The 19057-nt window shown below is 42.6% G+C and carries 10 protein-coding genes; 7 read left to right on the plus strand and 3 right to left on the minus strand.

All coding sequences use genetic code 11. The annotated features are described in order from the left end of the window. Window positions 1-120 precede the first annotated feature (120 nt). The 5 genes from D0S24_RS02735 (at window position 121) to D0S24_RS02755 (ending at window position 6454) form a co-directional block, all read left to right on the plus strand. The gene (locus D0S24_RS02735; protein WP_220377720.1) at window positions 121-1572 is read left to right on the plus strand and encodes an amino acid permease; all 1452 of its coding nucleotides are present in this window, start codon (window positions 121-123) and stop codon (window positions 1570-1572) included. Window positions 1573-1672: 100 nt separating this feature from the next. Next, complete coding sequence (locus D0S24_RS02740) at window positions 1673-3049, plus strand: glutamine synthetase family protein (protein ID WP_117018309.1); 1377 nt, start codon at window positions 1673-1675, stop codon at window positions 3047-3049. Between the two features lie 5 nt (window positions 3050-3054). After that, window positions 3055-4440 (plus strand): aldehyde dehydrogenase family protein, encoded by a 1386-nt coding sequence (locus D0S24_RS02745; protein WP_117018310.1) that lies wholly within the window; start codon window positions 3055-3057, stop codon window positions 4438-4440. Between the two features lie 41 nt (window positions 4441-4481). Then, window positions 4482-5654: an iron-containing alcohol dehydrogenase gene (locus tag D0S24_RS02750; protein WP_117018311.1), complete on the plus strand. Its 1173-nt coding sequence runs from the start codon at window positions 4482-4484 to the stop codon at window positions 5652-5654. Between the two features lie 2 nt (window positions 5655-5656). Next, a complete protein-coding gene (locus D0S24_RS02755; protein ID WP_117018312.1) occupies window positions 5657-6454 on the plus strand; it encodes a type 1 glutamine amidotransferase in 798 nt (265 codons plus the stop codon). 135 nt (window positions 6455-6589) lie between these two features. Here the strand turns inward: D0S24_RS02755 and D0S24_RS02760 are convergent, their stop codons facing one another. Together D0S24_RS02760 and D0S24_RS02765 are read right to left on the minus strand one after the other, a co-directional pair. Next, on the minus strand, window positions 6590-8851 hold the full coding sequence (locus D0S24_RS02760) for a GH92 family glycosyl hydrolase (protein ID WP_117018313.1): 2262 nt from the start codon (window positions 8849-8851) through the stop codon (window positions 6590-6592). Then, window positions 8838-10796, minus strand: coding sequence for a metallophosphoesterase (locus D0S24_RS02765; protein ID WP_117018314.1), 1959 nt, complete (start codon window positions 10794-10796; stop codon window positions 8838-8840). Before D0S24_RS02765 ends, D0S24_RS02760 begins: the two co-directional genes overlap by 14 nt. A 426-nt stretch (window positions 10797-11222) precedes the next feature. On the opposite strand from D0S24_RS02765, the gene D0S24_RS02770 reads away from it, so the two are divergent. Continuing rightward, entirely contained in the window at window positions 11223-14372 is a 3150-nt protein-coding gene (locus D0S24_RS02770; protein ID WP_117018315.1) for a TonB-dependent receptor, read from the plus strand. Between the two features lie 29 nt (window positions 14373-14401). Then, on the plus strand, window positions 14402-15946 hold the full coding sequence (locus D0S24_RS02775; protein WP_117018316.1) for a RagB/SusD family nutrient uptake outer membrane protein: 1545 nt from the start codon (window positions 14402-14404) through the stop codon (window positions 15944-15946). 545 nt (window positions 15947-16491) lie between these two features. Here the strand turns inward: D0S24_RS02775 and D0S24_RS02780 are convergent. Beyond that, window positions 16492-18402 (minus strand): tetratricopeptide repeat protein, encoded by a 1911-nt coding sequence (locus D0S24_RS02780; RefSeq protein ID WP_117018317.1) that lies wholly within the window; start codon window positions 18400-18402, stop codon window positions 16492-16494. Window positions 18403-19057: the final 655 nt, after the last annotated feature.

A 19057-nucleotide genomic window follows, 5' to 3' on the forward strand; every position in this document is an offset into this window, starting at 1 on the left:
TATATAATTTTTTGGGAAGTTGCTTTTCCTATTTCATTGTATATTAGTTATCAACTTAAAAATATTTAGTAACCAAAACCAAGAAAATTTAATATGGGCAAAGGCGTAAAGTATAAGAAAATGGACAAATCCTACTTTGAATCCAGGGAGCTTAAACGGCATGCCGGTGTTTGGTCCTTATGGGCCTTGGGTGTTGGAGCGGTGATTTCCGGACATTTTTCTGGATGGAATTTGGGCTTGGCCTCTGGGGGATGGGGGGGTATGTTCGTCGCCACATGTATTGTCGCTATTATGTACATAGGGCTTACCCAGAGCGTTGCCGAAATGTCCCCTGCCCTGCCACATACCGGGGGAGCCTATTCCTTTGCCAGATCGGCCATGGGGCCTTGGGGAGGATTCTTTACAGGCCTGGTGGAAAATTTGGAGTTCATCCTCACCCCAGCCGTTATTGTTTTTTTTCTTAGTAATTATATGCAGGGCATCTTTGAAACCGCACCCGAAATGCTGCCTTTTTGGTGGTTCGGTTTTTACACCATTTTTACCCTGTTAAATATTGTAGGGGTGGAACTGTCCTTTAAATTTACCGTTATGCTTACTTTTTTGGCATTGGGATGTTTGGGGGTATTTTGGGTGTCTTCCATTGGGAGTGCCGATTTTACTACCTATGCCTTGGACATTAAGGCCGGTACGGATGGCAATGCCCAACATTTGAAAGGGGGGGGAGGTTCCCTTTTTCCAATGGGATGGCAAGGTGCCCTCAAAGCTATGCCCTTTGCAGTATGGTTGTTTTTGGCTATTGAACAATTGCCCTTGGCGGCAGAAGAATCTGTAGACCCCAAAAAGGATATGCCCAAAGGACTCACCTATGGTATCATTACCTTGATTATTTCTGCCTTTTTAATCCTTTGGCTCAATGCCTCCATACCTTTGGGCTCCTATGCCCTTTCACAGTCGGGAGAACCTTTGTTGGACGGATTTAAGGTACTGTACGGGGATAATATAGCCAAACTCTTGGCCTTGGTGGCATCCATTGGCCTCTTGGCCTCTTTCCATACTATAATTTTTGCCTTTGGAAGACAGATTTATTCCTTGTCCAGGGCCGGGTATTTTCCGGTAATATTATCCTTGACCCATAGCAAAAGAAAAACGCCCTATACCGCTTTGATCCTGGGATCCCTTATCGGTTTTACGGTCTTAATGGTCACCAAATTTTTAGCGGGGAATGAAAGTGGGGTCTTTATAGGGGGAGCATTGCTTAACATTGCCGTTTTTAGTGCCATGTTGTCCTATATTTTGCAATGTGGTTCCTTTTTATTGCTGAGGAAGAACAAACCCGATCTTGAAAGGCCCTATGTAAGCCCTTTTGGAAAACTAGGGGCTTGGGCCACTATTTTTCTGGCCAGTGTAATCATATATTTTCAGTTACAGGATCAATCTTATAGGACGGCCGTGTTTATCTCCATTGGGTATTTGATCATAGGCTTGGTATACTTCGGCTTAAAAGGCAGACATCGATTAATACTCTCCCCGGAAGAAGAGTTTGCTTTGGAACACGATGCTAAAAAACAATAAACATCTACATATGAAATGAGCATGACCAAAATTTGGTCGCAAACCCAAATGAAGATATGCGAATTACATATGACCGCTAAAAAACGATAAATATCTACATATGAAAAAGGAAATACCAAAAATGACCATAGAATCGGTCAGGAGTTATATACAAGAACATCAAATTGAAAATATAAAGTTGGCCGTTGTTGATGTGGATGGCATACTGCGCGGAAAATACGTAAATTCCAATAAGTTCCTATCCGCTTTGGAGAAGGGGTTTGGTTTTTGCAGTGTCATCTTTGGTTGGGATTCCAATGATGTTCTATATAAGAATGATTCCTTTACGGGCTGGGCAGATGGTTTTACCGATGCCAATGCTACCATAGATGTCTCCAGTATGAGAATGTTGCCAACTGAAGATTTTAAGTCCGTTATTTTTTTGGTAGATTTTTCGGAGAGTAGTGCTGCAAGCGTTTGTCCAAGATCCATTCTTCGCAAAACTTTGGAAAGATTGGGAAAACTGGGGCTTAGGGCAAGTGCCTCTTTTGAGTTCGAATTTTTCCTTTTTAATGAATCCCCTAAATCCGTTCGCAATAAGAATTATCACCAACTTGAACCGATGACCCCGGGGAACTTTGGATATTCCATATTGCGAAGTTCTACCCATGCCAGTTTTTATCACGAAATAATGGAACTCTCCAAGGAGATGGGCATGCCCTTGGAAGGCTTGCATACAGAGACGGGGGCCGGAGTATTGGAAGGTGCGCTGGAGTACTCAGAAGCACTTAGGGCAGCTGATAATGGGGCATTGTTCAAAAACTTTGTAAAGGTGTGGGCACAACAAAATAATTTAATGGCCTGCTTTATGGCCAAATGGTCTTCCAATTACCCCGGTCAATCGGGACATATCCATATTTCCCTGCAGAATACCGATGGTACCTCTGCCTTCTACGATAAGGATAAGACCAATGGCATGTCCGATGTAATGCGCTGGTTTATTGGGGGACAACAAAAGTTGATGCCCGAATTGTTGGCCATGGTGGCCTCTACATGTAACAGTTATACGCGACTTATTCCCGGTTTTTGGGCTCCCACCGCGGCCTCATGGGGTATGGACAATAGAACCTGTGCCCTCAGGGCCATTCCAGGTTCCGAAAAGTCCCAAAGAGTGGAATACAGGGTATCTGCAGCAGATATCAACCCATACTTGGCATTGGCAGCCGCTATAGGTTCCGGATTATGGGGCATAGAGCATAAAATTGAACCCACAAAAGCCGTGGATGGAAACGCCTATGATGTGGATTTTCCGCAAGAACTGCAGTTGCCCAGGACCCTGTCCCAGGCCGCTGAAAAATTTAAGAATTCTAAAATTGCCCGAGACCTGTTTGGTGATATATTTGTGGATCATTATTCGTATACCCGACTTTGGGAAGATCAACAACAATTGGGAGCTATAACCGACTGGCAATTAAAACGTTATTTCGAAATAATTTAAAAAAAATGATAAACACCATATCACCTGTAGACGGCACTATTTATTATACTGCCGAAGAACATGGCCCAAAAGATATTGGGCAGGCCTTGGATTTGGCCAAAAGTGCCTTTCCACTTTGGTCCGACCTTTCCATTGCCGAGCGTGCCAAATACATGACAAGGTTTGTTAACGCCATTGTGGAGGAAAAAAATGATATTGCCCTGGAAATTACATGGCAAATGGGGAGGCCTGTAGGTCAGTCCCCAGGAGAAATAAAGGGGTTTGGGGACCGCGCCCATTATATGATTGGGGTTGCGGAAGAGGCGTTAGGTGATTATAAGGTGATAGATGCTGAAAATCCTGATAAAAGATGGGTAGAACGTGTTCCTATCGGGGTTGTTGGTGTATTGAGCCCATGGAACTATCCTTTCCTGACTTCTGTAAATGCTATTGTTCCCGCTTTAATGGCAGGAAACGTAGTTGTTTTAAAGCATTCGTTTCAAACGCCTTTGGTAGCGGAACGCTATGCCAAGGCAGCCATCAAGGCCGGATTACCGAAGGGTGTTTTCCAGATACTGCATTTAAATCATAGGAATACGGCCCTATTAATTGGGGATTACCGAATTGACGGGGTCTACTTTACGGGTTCCGTACAAGGCGGGGTAGCGGTCCAAAATTCCTTGGTAAACAAGTTTATTCCATGTGGATTGGAATTGGGAGGGAAAGATCCCGCTTATGTTATGGCCGATGCCAACTTGGAGAATAGCGTGGAGAATTTGGTGGATGGGGCTTTCTTCAATAGCGGTCAATCCTGCTGTGGTATTGAAAGGATCTATGTACACGAAGCATTATACGATAAGTTTATAGATGGATTTGTAGCGCTTACCAAACAATATAAATTGGGAAATCCTTTGGATGGCAGTACCAATTTGGGACCAATGGTAAAAACGGATGCGGCCAATTACGTAAGAAAACAGATAGGGCAGGCATTGGGCAAAGGGGCCAAATCCTTGGTGGCCGAATCTTTGTTCACGGCTTCCAAAAAAGGGACGCCCTATTTGTCGCCACATGTATTGGTCAATGTAGATCACAACATGGAGGTAATGACCGAGGAGAGTTTTGGACCGGTAGTAGGGATTATGAAAGTCAAGAATGATGAGGAGGCGTTACGGTTAATGAACGATTCCCAGTACGGACTTACCGCTTCATTGTGGACAATGGATCTGGACCGGGCCATTGATCTGGGCAGGAAAATCGAGACAGGTACCGTGTTCATGAACCGCTGCGATTATTTGGATCCCGCATTGGCTTGGACGGGTGTTAAAAATTCCGGTAAGGGCGTTACATTGTCAAAAATAGGATACGACCATGTTACCCGGGTGAAGTCCTTCAACTTTAGAAAAGGAAAATAAGAAGATATAAATCAATTCATTGAAATTAAAAAAAGAAATTAATGCAATTAGCAAATACAAATTGGAACTATCCTACCACCATTTGGTTTGGAAATGGTAGAATAAACGAAATATCGCAGGCATGCAAAAAATTGGGAATCAACAACCCGTTATTTGTTACCGATGAAGGCTTGGTGAAACTGGATATAGTTGAAAATACCATAAACATTTTGAAAAGGGATGGTTTAAATTTCACGGTGTATAGTGAAGTTCAGGGAAATCCGACAGAAAAAAATGTGGTTGATGGGGTTGCGCATTATTTAAAGAACAAACATGACGGGGTCATTGCCTTTGGAGGTGGATCTGCCATTGATGCTGCCAAGACCATCGCTTTTATGTCCGGACAAAAGAAGTCCATATGGGATTTTGAAGATGTTGGCGATAATTGGAGTTATGCCGACCCTGCCGGAATTGCACCCATAATAGCAATCCCTACCACTGCCGGTACCGGCTCCGAGGTGGGGAGGGCTTCGGTAATATTGGATGAAAAATTACATACCAAGAAAATTATTTTTCATCCAAAAATGTTACCGGCCATTGTGATATCGGACCCAGAACTTACTTTGGGCCTACCGCCACATATTACGGCCTGGACCGGTGTGGATGCCATGGTACATGCCATTGAGGCCTATTGTGCCCCAGGGTATCATCCTATGGCCGATGGTATTGCCATTGAGGCCATCCGAATTATTGCCAAGTATTTGCCCATGGCAGTCAAGGACGGAAAAAACTTGGAGGCAAGGGGACAAATGTTGGTAGCGGCATCCATGGGTGCTACGGCCTTTCAAAAAGGATTGGGTTCCGTGCATTCCGTAGCCCATCAATTGGGGGCTATATACAATAAACAACATGGGCTGCTAAATGCTATAATATTGCCCTATGCCTTACAACAGAATAGATCGGCAATTGAGGAAAGAATGGTATATCTAAGTAAGGTGTTGGGTCTGGAAAAGGAAGGTACCACTGCTATTATAGATTATATCATAGATCTCCGAAAAGAATTGAATATTCCCCATACACTTAAAGAAATAGATATTAATACGGATAATGCCAAGGAAATTGGAGAAATGGCCTATAAGGATCCATCAACACCTTCCAATGCAAAGCCTATTAAGGCAGCAGATTTGGAACTGCTTTTTAGAGCTGCAGTATCCGGGGATATAAAGGCACTGTAAGCGTGAAACTATTAATTGTAGAAGGGAATAACGAACAGACGCGTCTGCAGCGGGGAGCTTTTGGGATAAGGCCCTATCATCTTACTTTTCAGGAAATGCTAAGGGGCTTGGTCCCAAAAGCAGGGACAGCTTTGGCCTTTCCAGCAGATGGGATTGGCGGATTGCCCACAGTGGCCCAGTTAAGGCAGTATGATGGGGTGTTATGGACAGGAAGTTCCCTTAGCGTAACCGACGCTGTTCCGGACGTTCATAGACAGTTAAATTTTGCACATGAGGTCTTTGAAAGTGGTGTGCCGTTCTACGGTAGTTGTTGGGGCATGCAGGTGGCCACGGTAGTGGCCGGGGGCAAGGTGGCACTGAGCGGCAATGGTTTGGAGTTTGGAATATCCAAGCCCATAGAAGTATCCGCTGCCGGAAAGGAAAGTCCGTTTTTCAAACATAGAAAAACCCCGTATTCCACCCTCTGCATTCATTATGACGAGGTGGTAAAAACTCCTGAAAACGCCATTGTTTTGGCTAGTAATGCACATTCCAAGGTACAGGCCATGACATTCGATTTTAAAAACGGATCATTTTTCGGGGTGCAATACCATCCTGAATTTAGTACTTCAGACATGGCTCAGATCGGTTCATTTTTAGCCGAAAAATTGGTCAAGAGTGGTGATTTTAGTTCTTTGGAGGAAGTGCAGGAATTCTGTTTATCCTTGAAAGAACAAAAAGGAATTCCCCCAGAAATTAGCGATTACCAACTCCATACCCAGGAAATTAGGGCATGGTTAAGGTATATATCCGGAGATTAAAAGAATGGTTTACAAAATATAAAGAGGATGGTTTTGAAATGAATAAACCATCCTCTTTTATTGTTTGGTTAAAAGTTAAAACCCATAGTTGGCAGTGGTATTGATTTTATTGCATACAGCTTATTGCTTTATTGTTTAATTATTTTTGAAGATGGTGTAATTGGGACTGCTTCCCATTTTAAATTCGAGGACATTGCCGTTCATTATTTGGGTATAGCTAATAAAGGGTTCCTCCAATACCTTCCCATCCAATTTCAGCGATTGTATGTATAAATTTTCTTCCGAGAGATCATGTGCTATTATTTTAAAGGATTTTGGCGCCCCATCCTTGAGTAACCTTAGGGTGAATTCCGGGAATTGCGGGGCGCCAATGGCAAATGTTTCATTTGCCGGCGTAACGGGGTAAAACCCCATTACACCAAATATGTACCAGGCCGACATTTGCCCGCAATCATCGTTTCCGTTTATACCCAAAGGATGGTTTCTATAATTAATGGTCGAGGTGTGCTTGCGAATCAATTCTTGGGTTTTCCAGGGCTGTCCGGCGTAATTGAATAGGTAGGCATAATGATGCCCGGGTTCGTTATCGTGCCTGTAGTGTTGCCCATCAAAGTTTTCATTTAATTTGGCGGCAAACTCTTCCTTTCCCCCAAAGAGGGCTATACTGCCCTGAATATCGTGCATGGCACCAAACAAATAGGTCCATCTGCCACCTTCGGTAAAGCCTTCCTGTTCGTTTTTGTCCCAATCGCCGTTATAAAGTCGCGCATTAAGGAACCCCGTTTCCTTGTTGTAGAGATTTTTATAATTCTTGCTCCATCCCATTAATCGCCCGTAGTCTTCCATTTTACCCATATCCTTGGCCATCTGGGCAATACTGTAGTCATCTATTCCAAACTCGATGGTCCTGGTTACGGATTCCCTGGTCTTATCCGAAGCTACATACCCTAGGGAATGGTAATAGGTTAGTCCGCCCCTTGCTTCGTACAAAGTACCTTCGTCCCTGTCTCCCCAAGGCTTTTCGGTATCACTGTATGGCGGGTGCATGGCATTTTTTCTAACGGCTGCATAGGCCAATTCCAGGTCATAATCCCTAAAACCCTTTATATATGCATCCGCTATTACCGCATCGGCATGGGTTCCGGTCATGATGTTGGTATAGGTAGGATTGGGCCATTTTGGCAACCAACCTCCTTCCTGGTACATTTGTAATAGGGATTTTACCATGGGGCTTACCCGTTCCGGATGTGTAAAATGGAGTAGGGGATGCAGGGCCCTAAAAGTATCCCAAAGGGAATAATCGTTATAGGAAACTCCCTCATGGACCTTATCATCGAACGGACTGTAATAACGTCCGTATTCCGAAAACTCCCTAGGGAACAACATGGTATGGAACAAGGCGGTGTAGAAAATGCTTTTCTGATCTTCGGTGGCACCATCTACCTTGATTCTGGAAAGGTTTTCCTGCCATATGTTCCCAGTATTTTGTACTACTTTGTCAAAATCCCAATCCGGTATCTCCTTGGACAAGTTTTCCCGGGCCTGTTCCAAACTTATAAAGGAGGTGGCAATTTTTACCTTTATTTTTTCATTCTTATCGGTTTTGAAACTGATATACCCTCCCATTCTTGCCCCCGTCTGCTCCCTGCCCATTTCATTGATATCGGGTTCTGTCCTAAAAGAATTCCATGTACCAAAGCGTTCAAAGGGTTTATCGAATTGAATAATAAAATAGCCTTTAAAGTTTTTAAGTTCCGGTCCTAAATGGGATGACATTCGCTCCGGGTTATAGCCCGTTATCTCCCTTTTGTTTTCATCAATCTGGATATGGCCATGAAAAGCCTTCTTGTTTTCGGTTATATTGATACCCTGGATAACGATATGGGATTCATCCGATTTTGGGAAGGTAAATTGAAAGATACCGCAGCGGGAGGCAGCGGCAATTTCACCTTTTATCCTTTGTTCTTTATTCCCCATAGAAACACTGTAGTAATTGGGTTTTGAGACCTCCTCCTTGTGGCTAAAGGGCAGGGCCCGGTCTTTGGGGAGAAGTTTTAATTTTCCAACCTGTGGCATAACGGATACGTAGCCATAATCGCCCATCCAGACCGTTGGTTGGTGCGTTGCCATAAAGCCTTGAATGGTATTGTCCTCATAGACGTAGGGCATTTCGCTTATTTTGTTCTCACGGGTCTGGGCCACAAAATTGGTCATCGCAAAAGGGGTACCCACACAGGGCATAGTGCCACCACCGTCCCTGCCCTCCATAAATCCGGCCACAGGCGTGCCAATGAGGGGGTTAACGTAATCAATTTCCAATTGTTGCTGTGCAGGCACGTAGGCCATCCAAAATAGGAAAAGGGGCAGTGCGTACAGGATTCTCTTATTCGTTTTCATATATGGGTTGTTTTAAGGAAATAATTGTGCCGGAGTTAAGGTTCAACTGAAAGTGGTCCGAAGGCGCTCCATTGAGAAATTTATTGAAAATACTGGCAAGTAGGTACATTTTTCTTTTTATAGGGTCGTCTTTCCCTTGAAATGAGGGATTGTTCAAAATGGAATCAATGATCAATCGATATTGTTTTGTCCTTTGGGCTCCTATATCCTTCAGGGCCAATCTGTCGGCACTTCTTAGCCTATATAGATCCAACAATAGGTCATATCCGGACCACTCTTCAAAATGGGTTGTAACGGCCTGTATTTTCCTTGTTTTTTCTTTAACGGAATTGGACAATTCCTTTATTTTGTCCGGGTTGTCCCTAAGGTTTTTCAAGACCATATGTAAAGGAAGGGAGGTATTGTCCATGGAGAGAAGTAGTAGCTCCTTGCCCGAAAGTCCGACTAAAAAATCCTTAAAATCAGCTGGCCATTCATCAGGAAGGAATCGAAGGCGCACAAGTTCTTTTAGGTGCCATTCCATAAATTCACCATAGTTTTGTGAAGATAGGACTTCTTTGTTCCATATACGCCCTTCTTTCATGTGTTCCAGGAAAGTGTATTCCTGATGGTATAGCCCAAAAAACTCCTTGTATTTAGGAACGGAATCCATTACAATGGTTTCCACTTCTGCAAATCCGCCTTCTTTGAGCGTCAAAATTTTAAAGGCTGGTTTGTAGGCGGCCAGGGATGGGGTCTGAATATTGAATAAGGTGTTTCCTTCATCGGAAACGGCCACCCCGGTATCATTTAGGTGCATATGGCCTCCCAAATGAAGTTTTAGTCCGGCTTGGGCAAATAATTGGGCTACCCTTTTATCGGGAACCCTTTTTAATTGCATTTTACTGCCAACAAGAAGTTCTTCCATTTCCGGGGAGGCCCCATCATTGAATTCTACCATAGGGTAATGGCTGAAGGCAATAAGGGTTTTACCCATTTTTTTGGCATTGTCCGCTACTTTACATACCCAGTCCAATAAGTACTTTTTGTCTTTCAATAGATTGTTTAATCCGAGACCGGTATTTGGGTATTCTTGCCGGGAGGGGTCGCCACCCTGTTTTTCTTTTTGAGTGTAAGTATTGGCGTCCAGGGCCAATAGCCACAATCCTTCAACAGGTTCTACCAAATAGCTTATATCGGGAATTGGCAGGCCATATGGTGGAATGCTGTGACTTCTTTTTGTTAGATCCGCGGTTTGTTCCGCTTTGTGAAAACTATAATTTTCGTAGTTATATTCTGAAAAAGGGGTTCCCCAATAGAGATATTCCTTTTTTGGGAAAAAGCCATAGTCCCCCAAAAACCTTGTGATTTCTTCATAACCTAGATTTTGAAGATCACTGGAGATTACAACGGGATGTTCTTTATTTTGTTTGGAAGTATACATGCCGGGTTGTGACATTATGGGCTGTGCCTTTCCGTCAGCACCAAGAAAATCCGTTTTGCCATCCCTTCTATTAAAAGGTTGTACCACGTCGTGATTGCCCGTTATAAGAAAGAACTTAATTCCGTAAGTAGTGGTATAGTGGTCCAGAATTTCCTTTAACGCACGAATATGAATGGGCTGCCCGTCATCTGAAAAATCTCCGGGCAGAATAACGTATTTAATATTTCTGTCCACTACATTATCCATAGCGGACAAAAAGGCGAAATAATTTTCATTGAAAATCCTTGTGGAATGCAACTGCGATTCCATGGTCCTTATATGTGCGTATTTCCCATTTTCTACATTTTTAAGCCCCATATAATCATTGTCCTTTAACTGCCCGTAAACATTGCTTAAATGAATATCGGCTATTACGGCAATTTTTATGGCCTCCAGGGTGGTAGATTTTATTGGTGCGCACGAAACAGCTATGGTTAAACCGATCATTAACAGGTAAGGGAGCAATGGCTTTTGAAAAATCATAGATATATTGGGGTACGCACCAATCAAAAAAACGATAAAATATTGATAACACGAAGGATAGGGTGAATATTTATTGTGCAAAGGTTTGCATGGTTTTGAAAACGAAGCAACGGTCAATTGGGCTTGGGTTTGGTTAACGATCCAAATTGGAAAAGGGTTTTTAAGGATCTATTTTACTTTTTTGGGCAACTATTGGGTGCAGGTCCAATACTGAGGTGGCTTGTAAGGTATTATGGACTCCAATTGGGAATACTTAAAAAAATATAGGGAAGAACTCTAAAATTCATGAATTTTAGAGTTCTTTTTTTTGTTATTCGCAACATTTAATTCCCCTTAACATATATTTAACGAGGCTATGTTTTTAGGCTTTTAACTCGGCTGGACATACCATTTAAAAAACAATTAACTAACTAAAGCAATTTATTTATGAAGATTACACTATTTAAAAGTTTTTTGCTATTGGGAGCTTTTTTAAGTTTCGGATTGGCGAAAGGACAAACGGTTACCGGTACCGTTTCCGATCAGTCAGGACCCCTGCCTGGGGCGAACGTATTGGTGAAAGGTACAACCAATGGAACCCAAACGGATTTTGACGGTAACTACTCCTTGGACAATGTAGGAAGTAATGCAACTCTGGTCTTTAGCTATATCGGCTTTAAGAAAGTAGAGGTTCCCGTTAACGGCAAAACCACTATTGACGTAAACCTGGAAGAGGATGCCAGTGAGCTGGAAGAAGTGGTGCTAATTGGGTACGGTACCTCAAGAAGGTCGGATCTTACCGGTGCGGTCGGATCCGTAAACGAGGATGAGCTTAGGGAACGCCCTGCTACTTCCCTTAACCAGGCCTTATCGGGCAAGGTAGCCGGGGTGCAGGTAAATACCAACTCAGGTCGTCCGGGAGGAAAGTCCAATGTTAGGATAAGGGGATTTAGTTCCATTAACTCTTCCAACAACCCCTTGTACGTGGTAGATGGGGTGCAATTGCCACAAGGTGCCCAGGATCAGTTTAGTACCGCCATTGATTATTTGAACCCTAACGAGGTAGTTTCCATAGAAGTGTTGAAGGATGCATCCTCCACGGCCATTTATGGGGCCAGGGGTGCAAACGGGGTCATTTTGATCACCACCAAGAAAGGACAGGTAGGTGAAGGCAGAATTACCTATGATGTGGATTTCAGTATGGTGCAGCACGGTCCCAATGGTGCAGAGGCACTTAATGCCGAGGAATATTTGATGGTAGAGCAGCTTGCTTGGGAGAATTCTGCGAAATTCGACCCTGATGGATGGGCCGCAGGTAATTATGCCCAATACGAACCAAGACTTAAACATCAGGACCCGGCGACCGCCCTTCTTTTCGATAGCGAAGGCAATCCTTTGTACGATACCGATTGGAGGAAAGCGATTACCCAGCACAACCTTTCCCAAAACCATCAGTTAGGTTTTTCAGGTGGCAAGGATGGTACTACCTATTCTTTGTCCTTGGGCTTTAGGGACGATCAGGGCCTACTTTTAAACTCCTACCTTAAAAGGTATTCGGGCAGGTTTTCCATTGATGATCAGATCAAATCATGGTTGAAGATCGGTGGTACCTTGGGGTACAACTATCAGACCGAGAACCTGGTGGATACCAACGATGCCGTACCACGGCAAATGGTAGAGGATCTGCCGATTTTGCCTGTTATATATGAGAGGGGTCCAAGAGAAGGTATGTTTGCGGACAATAGGGACTATCCTTTTGCGGAAGGTTCCAGAAGTTCGGTACACAGACTAAATAGCCAGAAATATATTCTTAACACCCAGAATGTTGCCGGTAGTGTGTATGGCAACCTGGGGCTGATGGAAGGGCTGGTGTTCCGTACCGTACTGGGTGTAAATGTCATGACCCAGGAGAACAACGAGTTCAGTGACAGTACGTTGAGCAATGAAGGTTTTGCCAGGGCATTGTCCAGCAATGAAAAACAAAACTTTTGGTCTTTCGAGAACTATTTGACCTATGATAAGACCATCAACGAAAACAACTCCTTCACCGCGATGTTGGGGCTTTCCTGGCAGCAGTCCGAAAGGTTCTTTGTAAATGCGGATTCAAGGAACTTCCCTGCAGATTTCTTGGAATATAACAACTTGGGGGCAGGATCCAATAATATTGCGGTTCAATCCAATGCTTGGAGACATGCAATGAATTCTTACTTTGGAAGGGTAAATTATAACCTGATGGGCAAATACCTTTTCACTGCAACAGGTAGGGCCGATGGTTCTTCCAAGTTTGGTGAGAACAATAAGTTCGCGTTCTTCCCGTCCGCTGCAATTGCTTGGAGGGTTTCCGAGGAGGATTTCTTGGCAAACAGTGAAACGATCTCCAATTTAAAGCTAAGAACAAGTTATGGGTTAACCGGTAACTCGGAAATTCCCCCATATACCTCATTATCCCTTTTGGGTTCCGGCTACGCCACTAGTTGGGGCGGTAACCGTATAGGGGGTACAGGGCTGAACAGATTGGCCAACCCCGATCTGAAATGGGAAAAGACCGCCCAGTATGACGTGGGATTGGAGCTGGGAATGTTCAATAACAGGATTTCCCTTGAAGCCGATTTTTATTACAGAAAGACCACGGATATGCTCTTGGACGCTCCTGTTCCACAGACGAGTGGGTACGCTACCATTAGAAGGAACGTAGGATCTATGGAAAACAAGGGTATTGAACTGGCCTTGAATACAGTAAACATCAATACTGCCGATGTTACCTGGAATACAACTTTTAATATTTCCATGAACCGGAACAAGGTACTTTCACTAGCTACCCCTGCCGATATCTTTGGAGTTGGTGGTCCCGGTATTACCAACGAGACCAGTATAATCAGGGTAGGGGAACCGGTAGGTGCCTTTTGGGGACTTACACGATTGGGTACATGGGGCACCGATGAAGCTGCCGAAGCTGCGGCGTTTACCAGCTACCGCGGAGGCAAAACCTTATTGCCTGGAGATATTAAGTATCTTGATGTAAACGGTGATAAAGCCATAAACGATGCGGACAGGTCTATTATCGGTAACGGTAGTCCGGACGCCTGGGGTGCATTTACGAATTATATTACCTATAAGAATATAGACCTTACCTTGGAACTGCAATATTCCTTTGGCAATGATGTAATGGATATGAACCTGCACGCCAGTGAGGATAGGCAGACCTTGGCCAATAGCTATAAGTCGGTATTGGATGCCTGGACCCCGGATAATCAGGATACCATGATCGCTCAGATAAGGGATACCCGGGCCGGTTATGTGACCAACGTGGATTCCCACTGGGTACAGGACGGTTCTTTCGTAAGGGGCAGGAACCTGATGTTGGGCTATACCTTTGAACCCGAATTGGTTGAAAAATTAAAATTGAACAAATTAAGACTTTATGCTTCTACCCAGAACTTTTTCTTGATCGTAAGCGATGATTTAAAGGGAAAGGGTGATCCAGAAGTAACGCCTATTCGTGGGAACATTAACAATAACGCTTTCTCCCAAGGGATGAAATGGCACGAATATCCAAGGTCTACTACCTTTTTGATCGGGCTTCAAGTAGGATTATAAAAAATTAATTTTTTAAAGATATATATATTATGAGAATCAATATAAAAAAGCAAATAGGTAAATTTTATCTCTGTGCAGTACTTGTGGCAGCGGTTGGTTGTTCCGATTTTTTGGATGAATCAGATCCTTCCAACCTGACTCCTGAAAGTTTTTATACGGAGGCCAAACATGCGGAGGCCGCTATTGCCGCCGTATACGCTGATGCCAGGTTTGTTGGTGACGGGGCTGGTATTTTTTCATCCAACTGGCAAATGTTGGATGCCCCAACGGGTACCACTACCACGCAGACGGCCCAAAATTCGGATTTGAACAACCTGTATACCCTTTCTTGGGATGCCAATACCGGACATATAAGAAACTGGTGGCGTGGTGTCTATAAGTTAATAGGCAATGCCAATTTGGTCTTGGCGAATGTTCCAAACATTTCCATGGACGAGGCTGTCAAAAACAGGGTTTTGGGAGAGGCAAGGTTCTTCCGTGCCTGGGCTTATTTTTATGCGGTACGGCTGTGGGGCGATGTGCCTTTGATCACAGAGCCACAAAGTGCCACTTCCGAAGATTTTTACCCCACCCGTACCCCACAGAGCGAGGTATATGCCCAAATTGTAACCGATCTGCAGGAAGCTGAAAGTTCCGGATTGGCTTGGACGGATGAATCCGGCCGTGTTTCACAAGCGGCGGTCAAGTCCTTATTGGCAAAAGTGTACCTTACCATGGCCGGGAATCCCCTAAACGAAACGGCCCGTTATGCCGATGCGGCCGCCAAGGCCAAGGAGGTCATAGATAACCCCGGACCGATCGACCTTTTCGACACTTATGGGGAAGTACATGACGAAAGGTTTAACAATATGGTAGAGCATATATTCAGCCTGCAATATAATAATAACACGGTAGCCGGTAATCCTATGGGCAATACCCGCCCCAATTTCCAGCCTGTGACCTACAGAGGGCCTGAAGGAACCGGGAGTACGGTACCGGAAATCAGTTTTTTCAATTCATTTGAAGACGGAGACCTTAGAACTGTGGACAGGGAAGGATGGTTTTATGAAAGTTACTTCAGAAACGGTAGTGAAGAACTTTTTGATTTGGGGGCCCCCTACATTTTTAAACACTTTAATGTTATTGCCAATGGAACTTTCGAGGTTCCGGGAACGGGCCAGGACAACCTGAATATGCCTATCATTCGTTTTGCGGAAGTTCTGTTGATCTATGCTGAGGCATCCAACGAGGCCACAGGTCCCAATCAAGATGCTGTGGATGCCTTGACCAGAATTAGGGATCGTGCAGAACTTACAACCCCTACCTTGGGCGGTTTTACCCAGGAGACCTTAAGGGAAGCAGTTTGGAAGGAAAGATGGCACGAGCTGTGTTTTGAGCAGATTACTTGGTTTGATATGGTACGTCTAAGAAAAGTGTTGAACCATAACACTGGTGACTTCGATAATTTTGTAGGGCATGTGAATTTGAACTCGAACGAGGCCTTGGAGGAAAAACATTTGTTGTTCCCGATTCCGCGTCAGGAAATGGTCAATAATCCAAATTTAGATCCCCAGAATCCCGGTTATGAAAATTAATCCGGAATACTAGCGGTACTATTATAGTTAGTTTAGTTTGAGTTAGTTTTGAAAGGCAGTACCCAATTAGGGTACTGCCTTTTTCTTTTGCCTTACCCGGAGTTAAAACCCCCCTTGAACGAGGTCGGGCAGGCCCGCCTGACGGTAAAGGCAGGGATGTACTTTAGTGCATCGTGATTTCGTTTATTGAATAATTTTGGTATAAGCCATAAGCTATAAGCAATCAACAATTAGCAATTAGCAATGAACAATGAAACAATGAACAATTCGCAGTAGGCAATATGCTATAAGCAATAGGCAATTGTGTATTGCAGGCAGTGTTGAAAAATTCCCCTCTTGAGAGTGTCTAATCCGCTTTTTTGCGGGAGCTTAGGGGAAAACACCAATGTTAAAAAAATGGTTCCAGTTTGGTCTTGAAATTGGTGTAGAAAATGGCTAAGTACATGACAAAAATCGTCTTAAGAATGTATCTCGGAAAATTGAGGAAAATCTAGTGAAATTGAATTTTATCATATACTATAAAAAAATGGAAACGATAGCTGCTGCTACCCGATCTTTTTTAATTTATAGGGTGGTAGGGCCGGAGTATTGTTTTTAATTTCAAAGGCGTTATTAAGTTCATTGATAAAGTTGGAAGGAAGAATGCCCAGACGCTTTTTAAAAGCCGCATTAAAGGTGTTTAGGTTGTTATATCCAAGGGAAAAGGCAATGTAACTTAACTTGCTGTTTCTGAACTCTATATCCTTTAGTAATTTGGGAAGTAAATAATTTATCCTTAATTCGTTAATGTAGTTATTGAAATTGGATTTTTTTTCCTGATTTATGACCTGGGATAGGTACTTGGGATTTGTTTTTAAGAGTTCGGAAAGCTGATGTAAATTACAGTTGGGGTCCAAGAAGAAGTTTTCCTTCTCCAGTTTTTCCAATTTTGTCAAAATAATATTCTTAATGTCCTTATCTATACTTGGCTGAGTTTTGGGGATGTCCGCACTTTTCCTTTCAACGGACCATTGGGTTTCCATATCTTGAAATCCACTTATTTTTTCGCTCATTCTAAGCTGTATTTCAGCCAGATCTATTGTTCTTAACAACAATAGTCTATTTTTCTTCCTTACCTTTAGGTAGGAATAAACGGAAATCGTACTAATTAAGAACAATAAAATGAGTACGATGGTAATGGCACGGAACTTTTCTTTCTGGGCCTTGTTTTCCAATTCCAGTATTTTTTTGTTTTGCAGGACCTCCTTTATTTTTCTTTTGGTCTCTAAAATAATGATCTTTTGTTCCTTTTCATTGGTAAACAATGAATCGCTTATAGACTTGTACAAGGATTTGTAATCGTTGGACTTGGATAGCTGATGGGTTTTTTCATACAGTTGGCCCAAAACATAACTATTTCGCTTTACAACATCAAAGGCATCAATGTTTTCCGCAGCTTCAATACTTTGTTCATAATTGGATATCGCTTGGGCAGTGTCCTTGGTCTGTAAATATAATTCCGCCTGTATGGTAAGGGCCCTGGGAATCCTAAAAAGATAATTATTTTCATAATTGATTTCCAAGGCTTTTGATATGTGTGCCAATGCCTTTTCGTGTTCCCCAATGGACATATAAATATTGGCCATATTACTTTGTACGGATGCAGATATATAACTGCCTGCAGGAGGAAGCTTTTTTTCCAATTCCAAAAAATAGCCATATACCTTAAGGGCTCCCTCGGGATCGTTTAATTTTGCCGTCATTCGGGCAATTTCATCTATTTTTGGGTAGATGTAATGGGTTTTCTTAAGTTTAAGGATGTAGTGCAGCCCTTTAAGGCAATAATTCAAGGATTTTGAATAATTCTCTATCCTTAAATAATAATGGGACAAGGCAGAATAGGCTTTCATCAAAAGATAGTCGTTCTTGGTTTTTTCGGCATTATCCAGTAGTTTTAAGCCTGTTTCAAGTGCCCGGTCATATTCGCCTCTTTCGGAATATATATAGGACCTTAAGGTGGCAAAATCAGCGTAGATTTCTGGATAAGAGCTAACATCAATTATTTTTTGTATCTCCAGGATCTTATTCATCGACTTATCAAAATTACCTTGGACAAATAATAGATAGGCCATGTTATAGTCCGCCTTGAGGATCCCTTCCTGATAGGCTATTTTTTTTGACAGCACCATGGCCTGATTGTTATAACTGTTGGCCAAGAGGGCGGATTTATAGATATAGGCGGTATATAGTTGTAGGAGGGTCAACACTTTTTCTTTGCCCTGTGTACTATTATTTTTTTTCAATAAAAACTCAATATCCAAAAAATCTTCTTTAAAATTGTTCTTGTTCTTGATAAGGTCCTGTACCGAATTTAAATAGAAATCAACCGAATCAATGGGCGTTTCCCTAGCTTCTGTTCTATTAAGGGAAAAAAATAGGGCAAAGACAAGAATGGTAATTTTGGTTTGGTTGTTCATGGTTAATATTTTAATGTTTTATGAGTATGGGGCTTTTTTCAAAAGAACCGTGATTCTCATTTTTGAAGTTGGTAATGTGCCTTATTTTATGGAAAACATAATGAATGTTGAAAAAAGGAAAATAGTTACTTGGTTAAAATTATCAAAATAGTATTGATGTAGGTAAATATAACATTATAAATATAAAATTAGGGTAAAGATGGGGTTATATTCATTTTGCAAAGGTTTGCATAACTTTCTTGTGGAACCGGGAAGAGGGTGTTGAAGGCAAAAATGGGCCAGGGGTCGGGTTCTGTTAATTTTTTGCCATCTAGTCCAAAAAAAACGGCTGGAAACTAAAAAGAGCCCTGTCCATAGAACAAAGCTCTTTTACGAGAACACTATATGAAAATGAAAAAATTACTTTTTTAAAGAATACTTAGGTAAAAGTAACCACTTGCTTTCCTCTAAGGAAAAGAATGTTGTGAAGTGGTCTGATTATGAGGTGTCCCCATTAATTTTTGATGTTTGGCGCCCAATTTTTCCTTCAAATCTAAAAATATGCCGATATTTATTGCTTGAAATTCATGTTCCTAAATTCTAGTGTGCTGATCTGAATGAAGTATGACTAAAATTTTTCTTCCAATTTTTCTTTGAACTAGGCAAAATTTGCAAG

It is taken from the genome of Arenibacter sp. P308M17, assembly GCF_003426735.1.
Lineage (GTDB): Bacteria > Bacteroidota > Bacteroidia > Flavobacteriales > Flavobacteriaceae > Arenibacter.

Coding starts and splice junctions, on each gene's coding strand:
- D0S24_RS02760 (WP_117018313.1), bottom strand. CDS start 8,851: ATGAAAACGAATAAGAGAATCCTGTACGCACTGCCCCTTTTCCTATTT.
- D0S24_RS02745 (WP_117018310.1), top strand. CDS start 3,055: ATGATAAACACCATATCACCTGTAGACGGCACTATTTATTATACTGCC.
- D0S24_RS02775 (WP_117018316.1), top strand. CDS start 14,402: ATGAGAATCAATATAAAAAAGCAAATAGGTAAATTTTATCTCTGTGCA.
- D0S24_RS02750 (WP_117018311.1), top strand. CDS start 4,482: ATGCAATTAGCAAATACAAATTGGAACTATCCTACCACCATTTGGTTT.
- D0S24_RS02740 (WP_117018309.1), top strand. CDS start 1,673: ATGAAAAAGGAAATACCAAAAATGACCATAGAATCGGTCAGGAGTTAT.
- D0S24_RS02770 (WP_117018315.1), top strand. CDS start 11,223: ATGAAGATTACACTATTTAAAAGTTTTTTGCTATTGGGAGCTTTTTTA.
- D0S24_RS02780 (WP_117018317.1), bottom strand. CDS start 18,402: ATGAACAACCAAACCAAAATTACCATTCTTGTCTTTGCCCTATTTTTT.
- D0S24_RS02765 (WP_117018314.1), bottom strand. CDS start 10,796: ATGATTTTTCAAAAGCCATTGCTCCCTTACCTGTTAATGATCGGTTTA.
- D0S24_RS02735 (WP_220377720.1), top strand. CDS start 121: ATGGACAAATCCTACTTTGAATCCAGGGAGCTTAAACGGCATGCCGGT.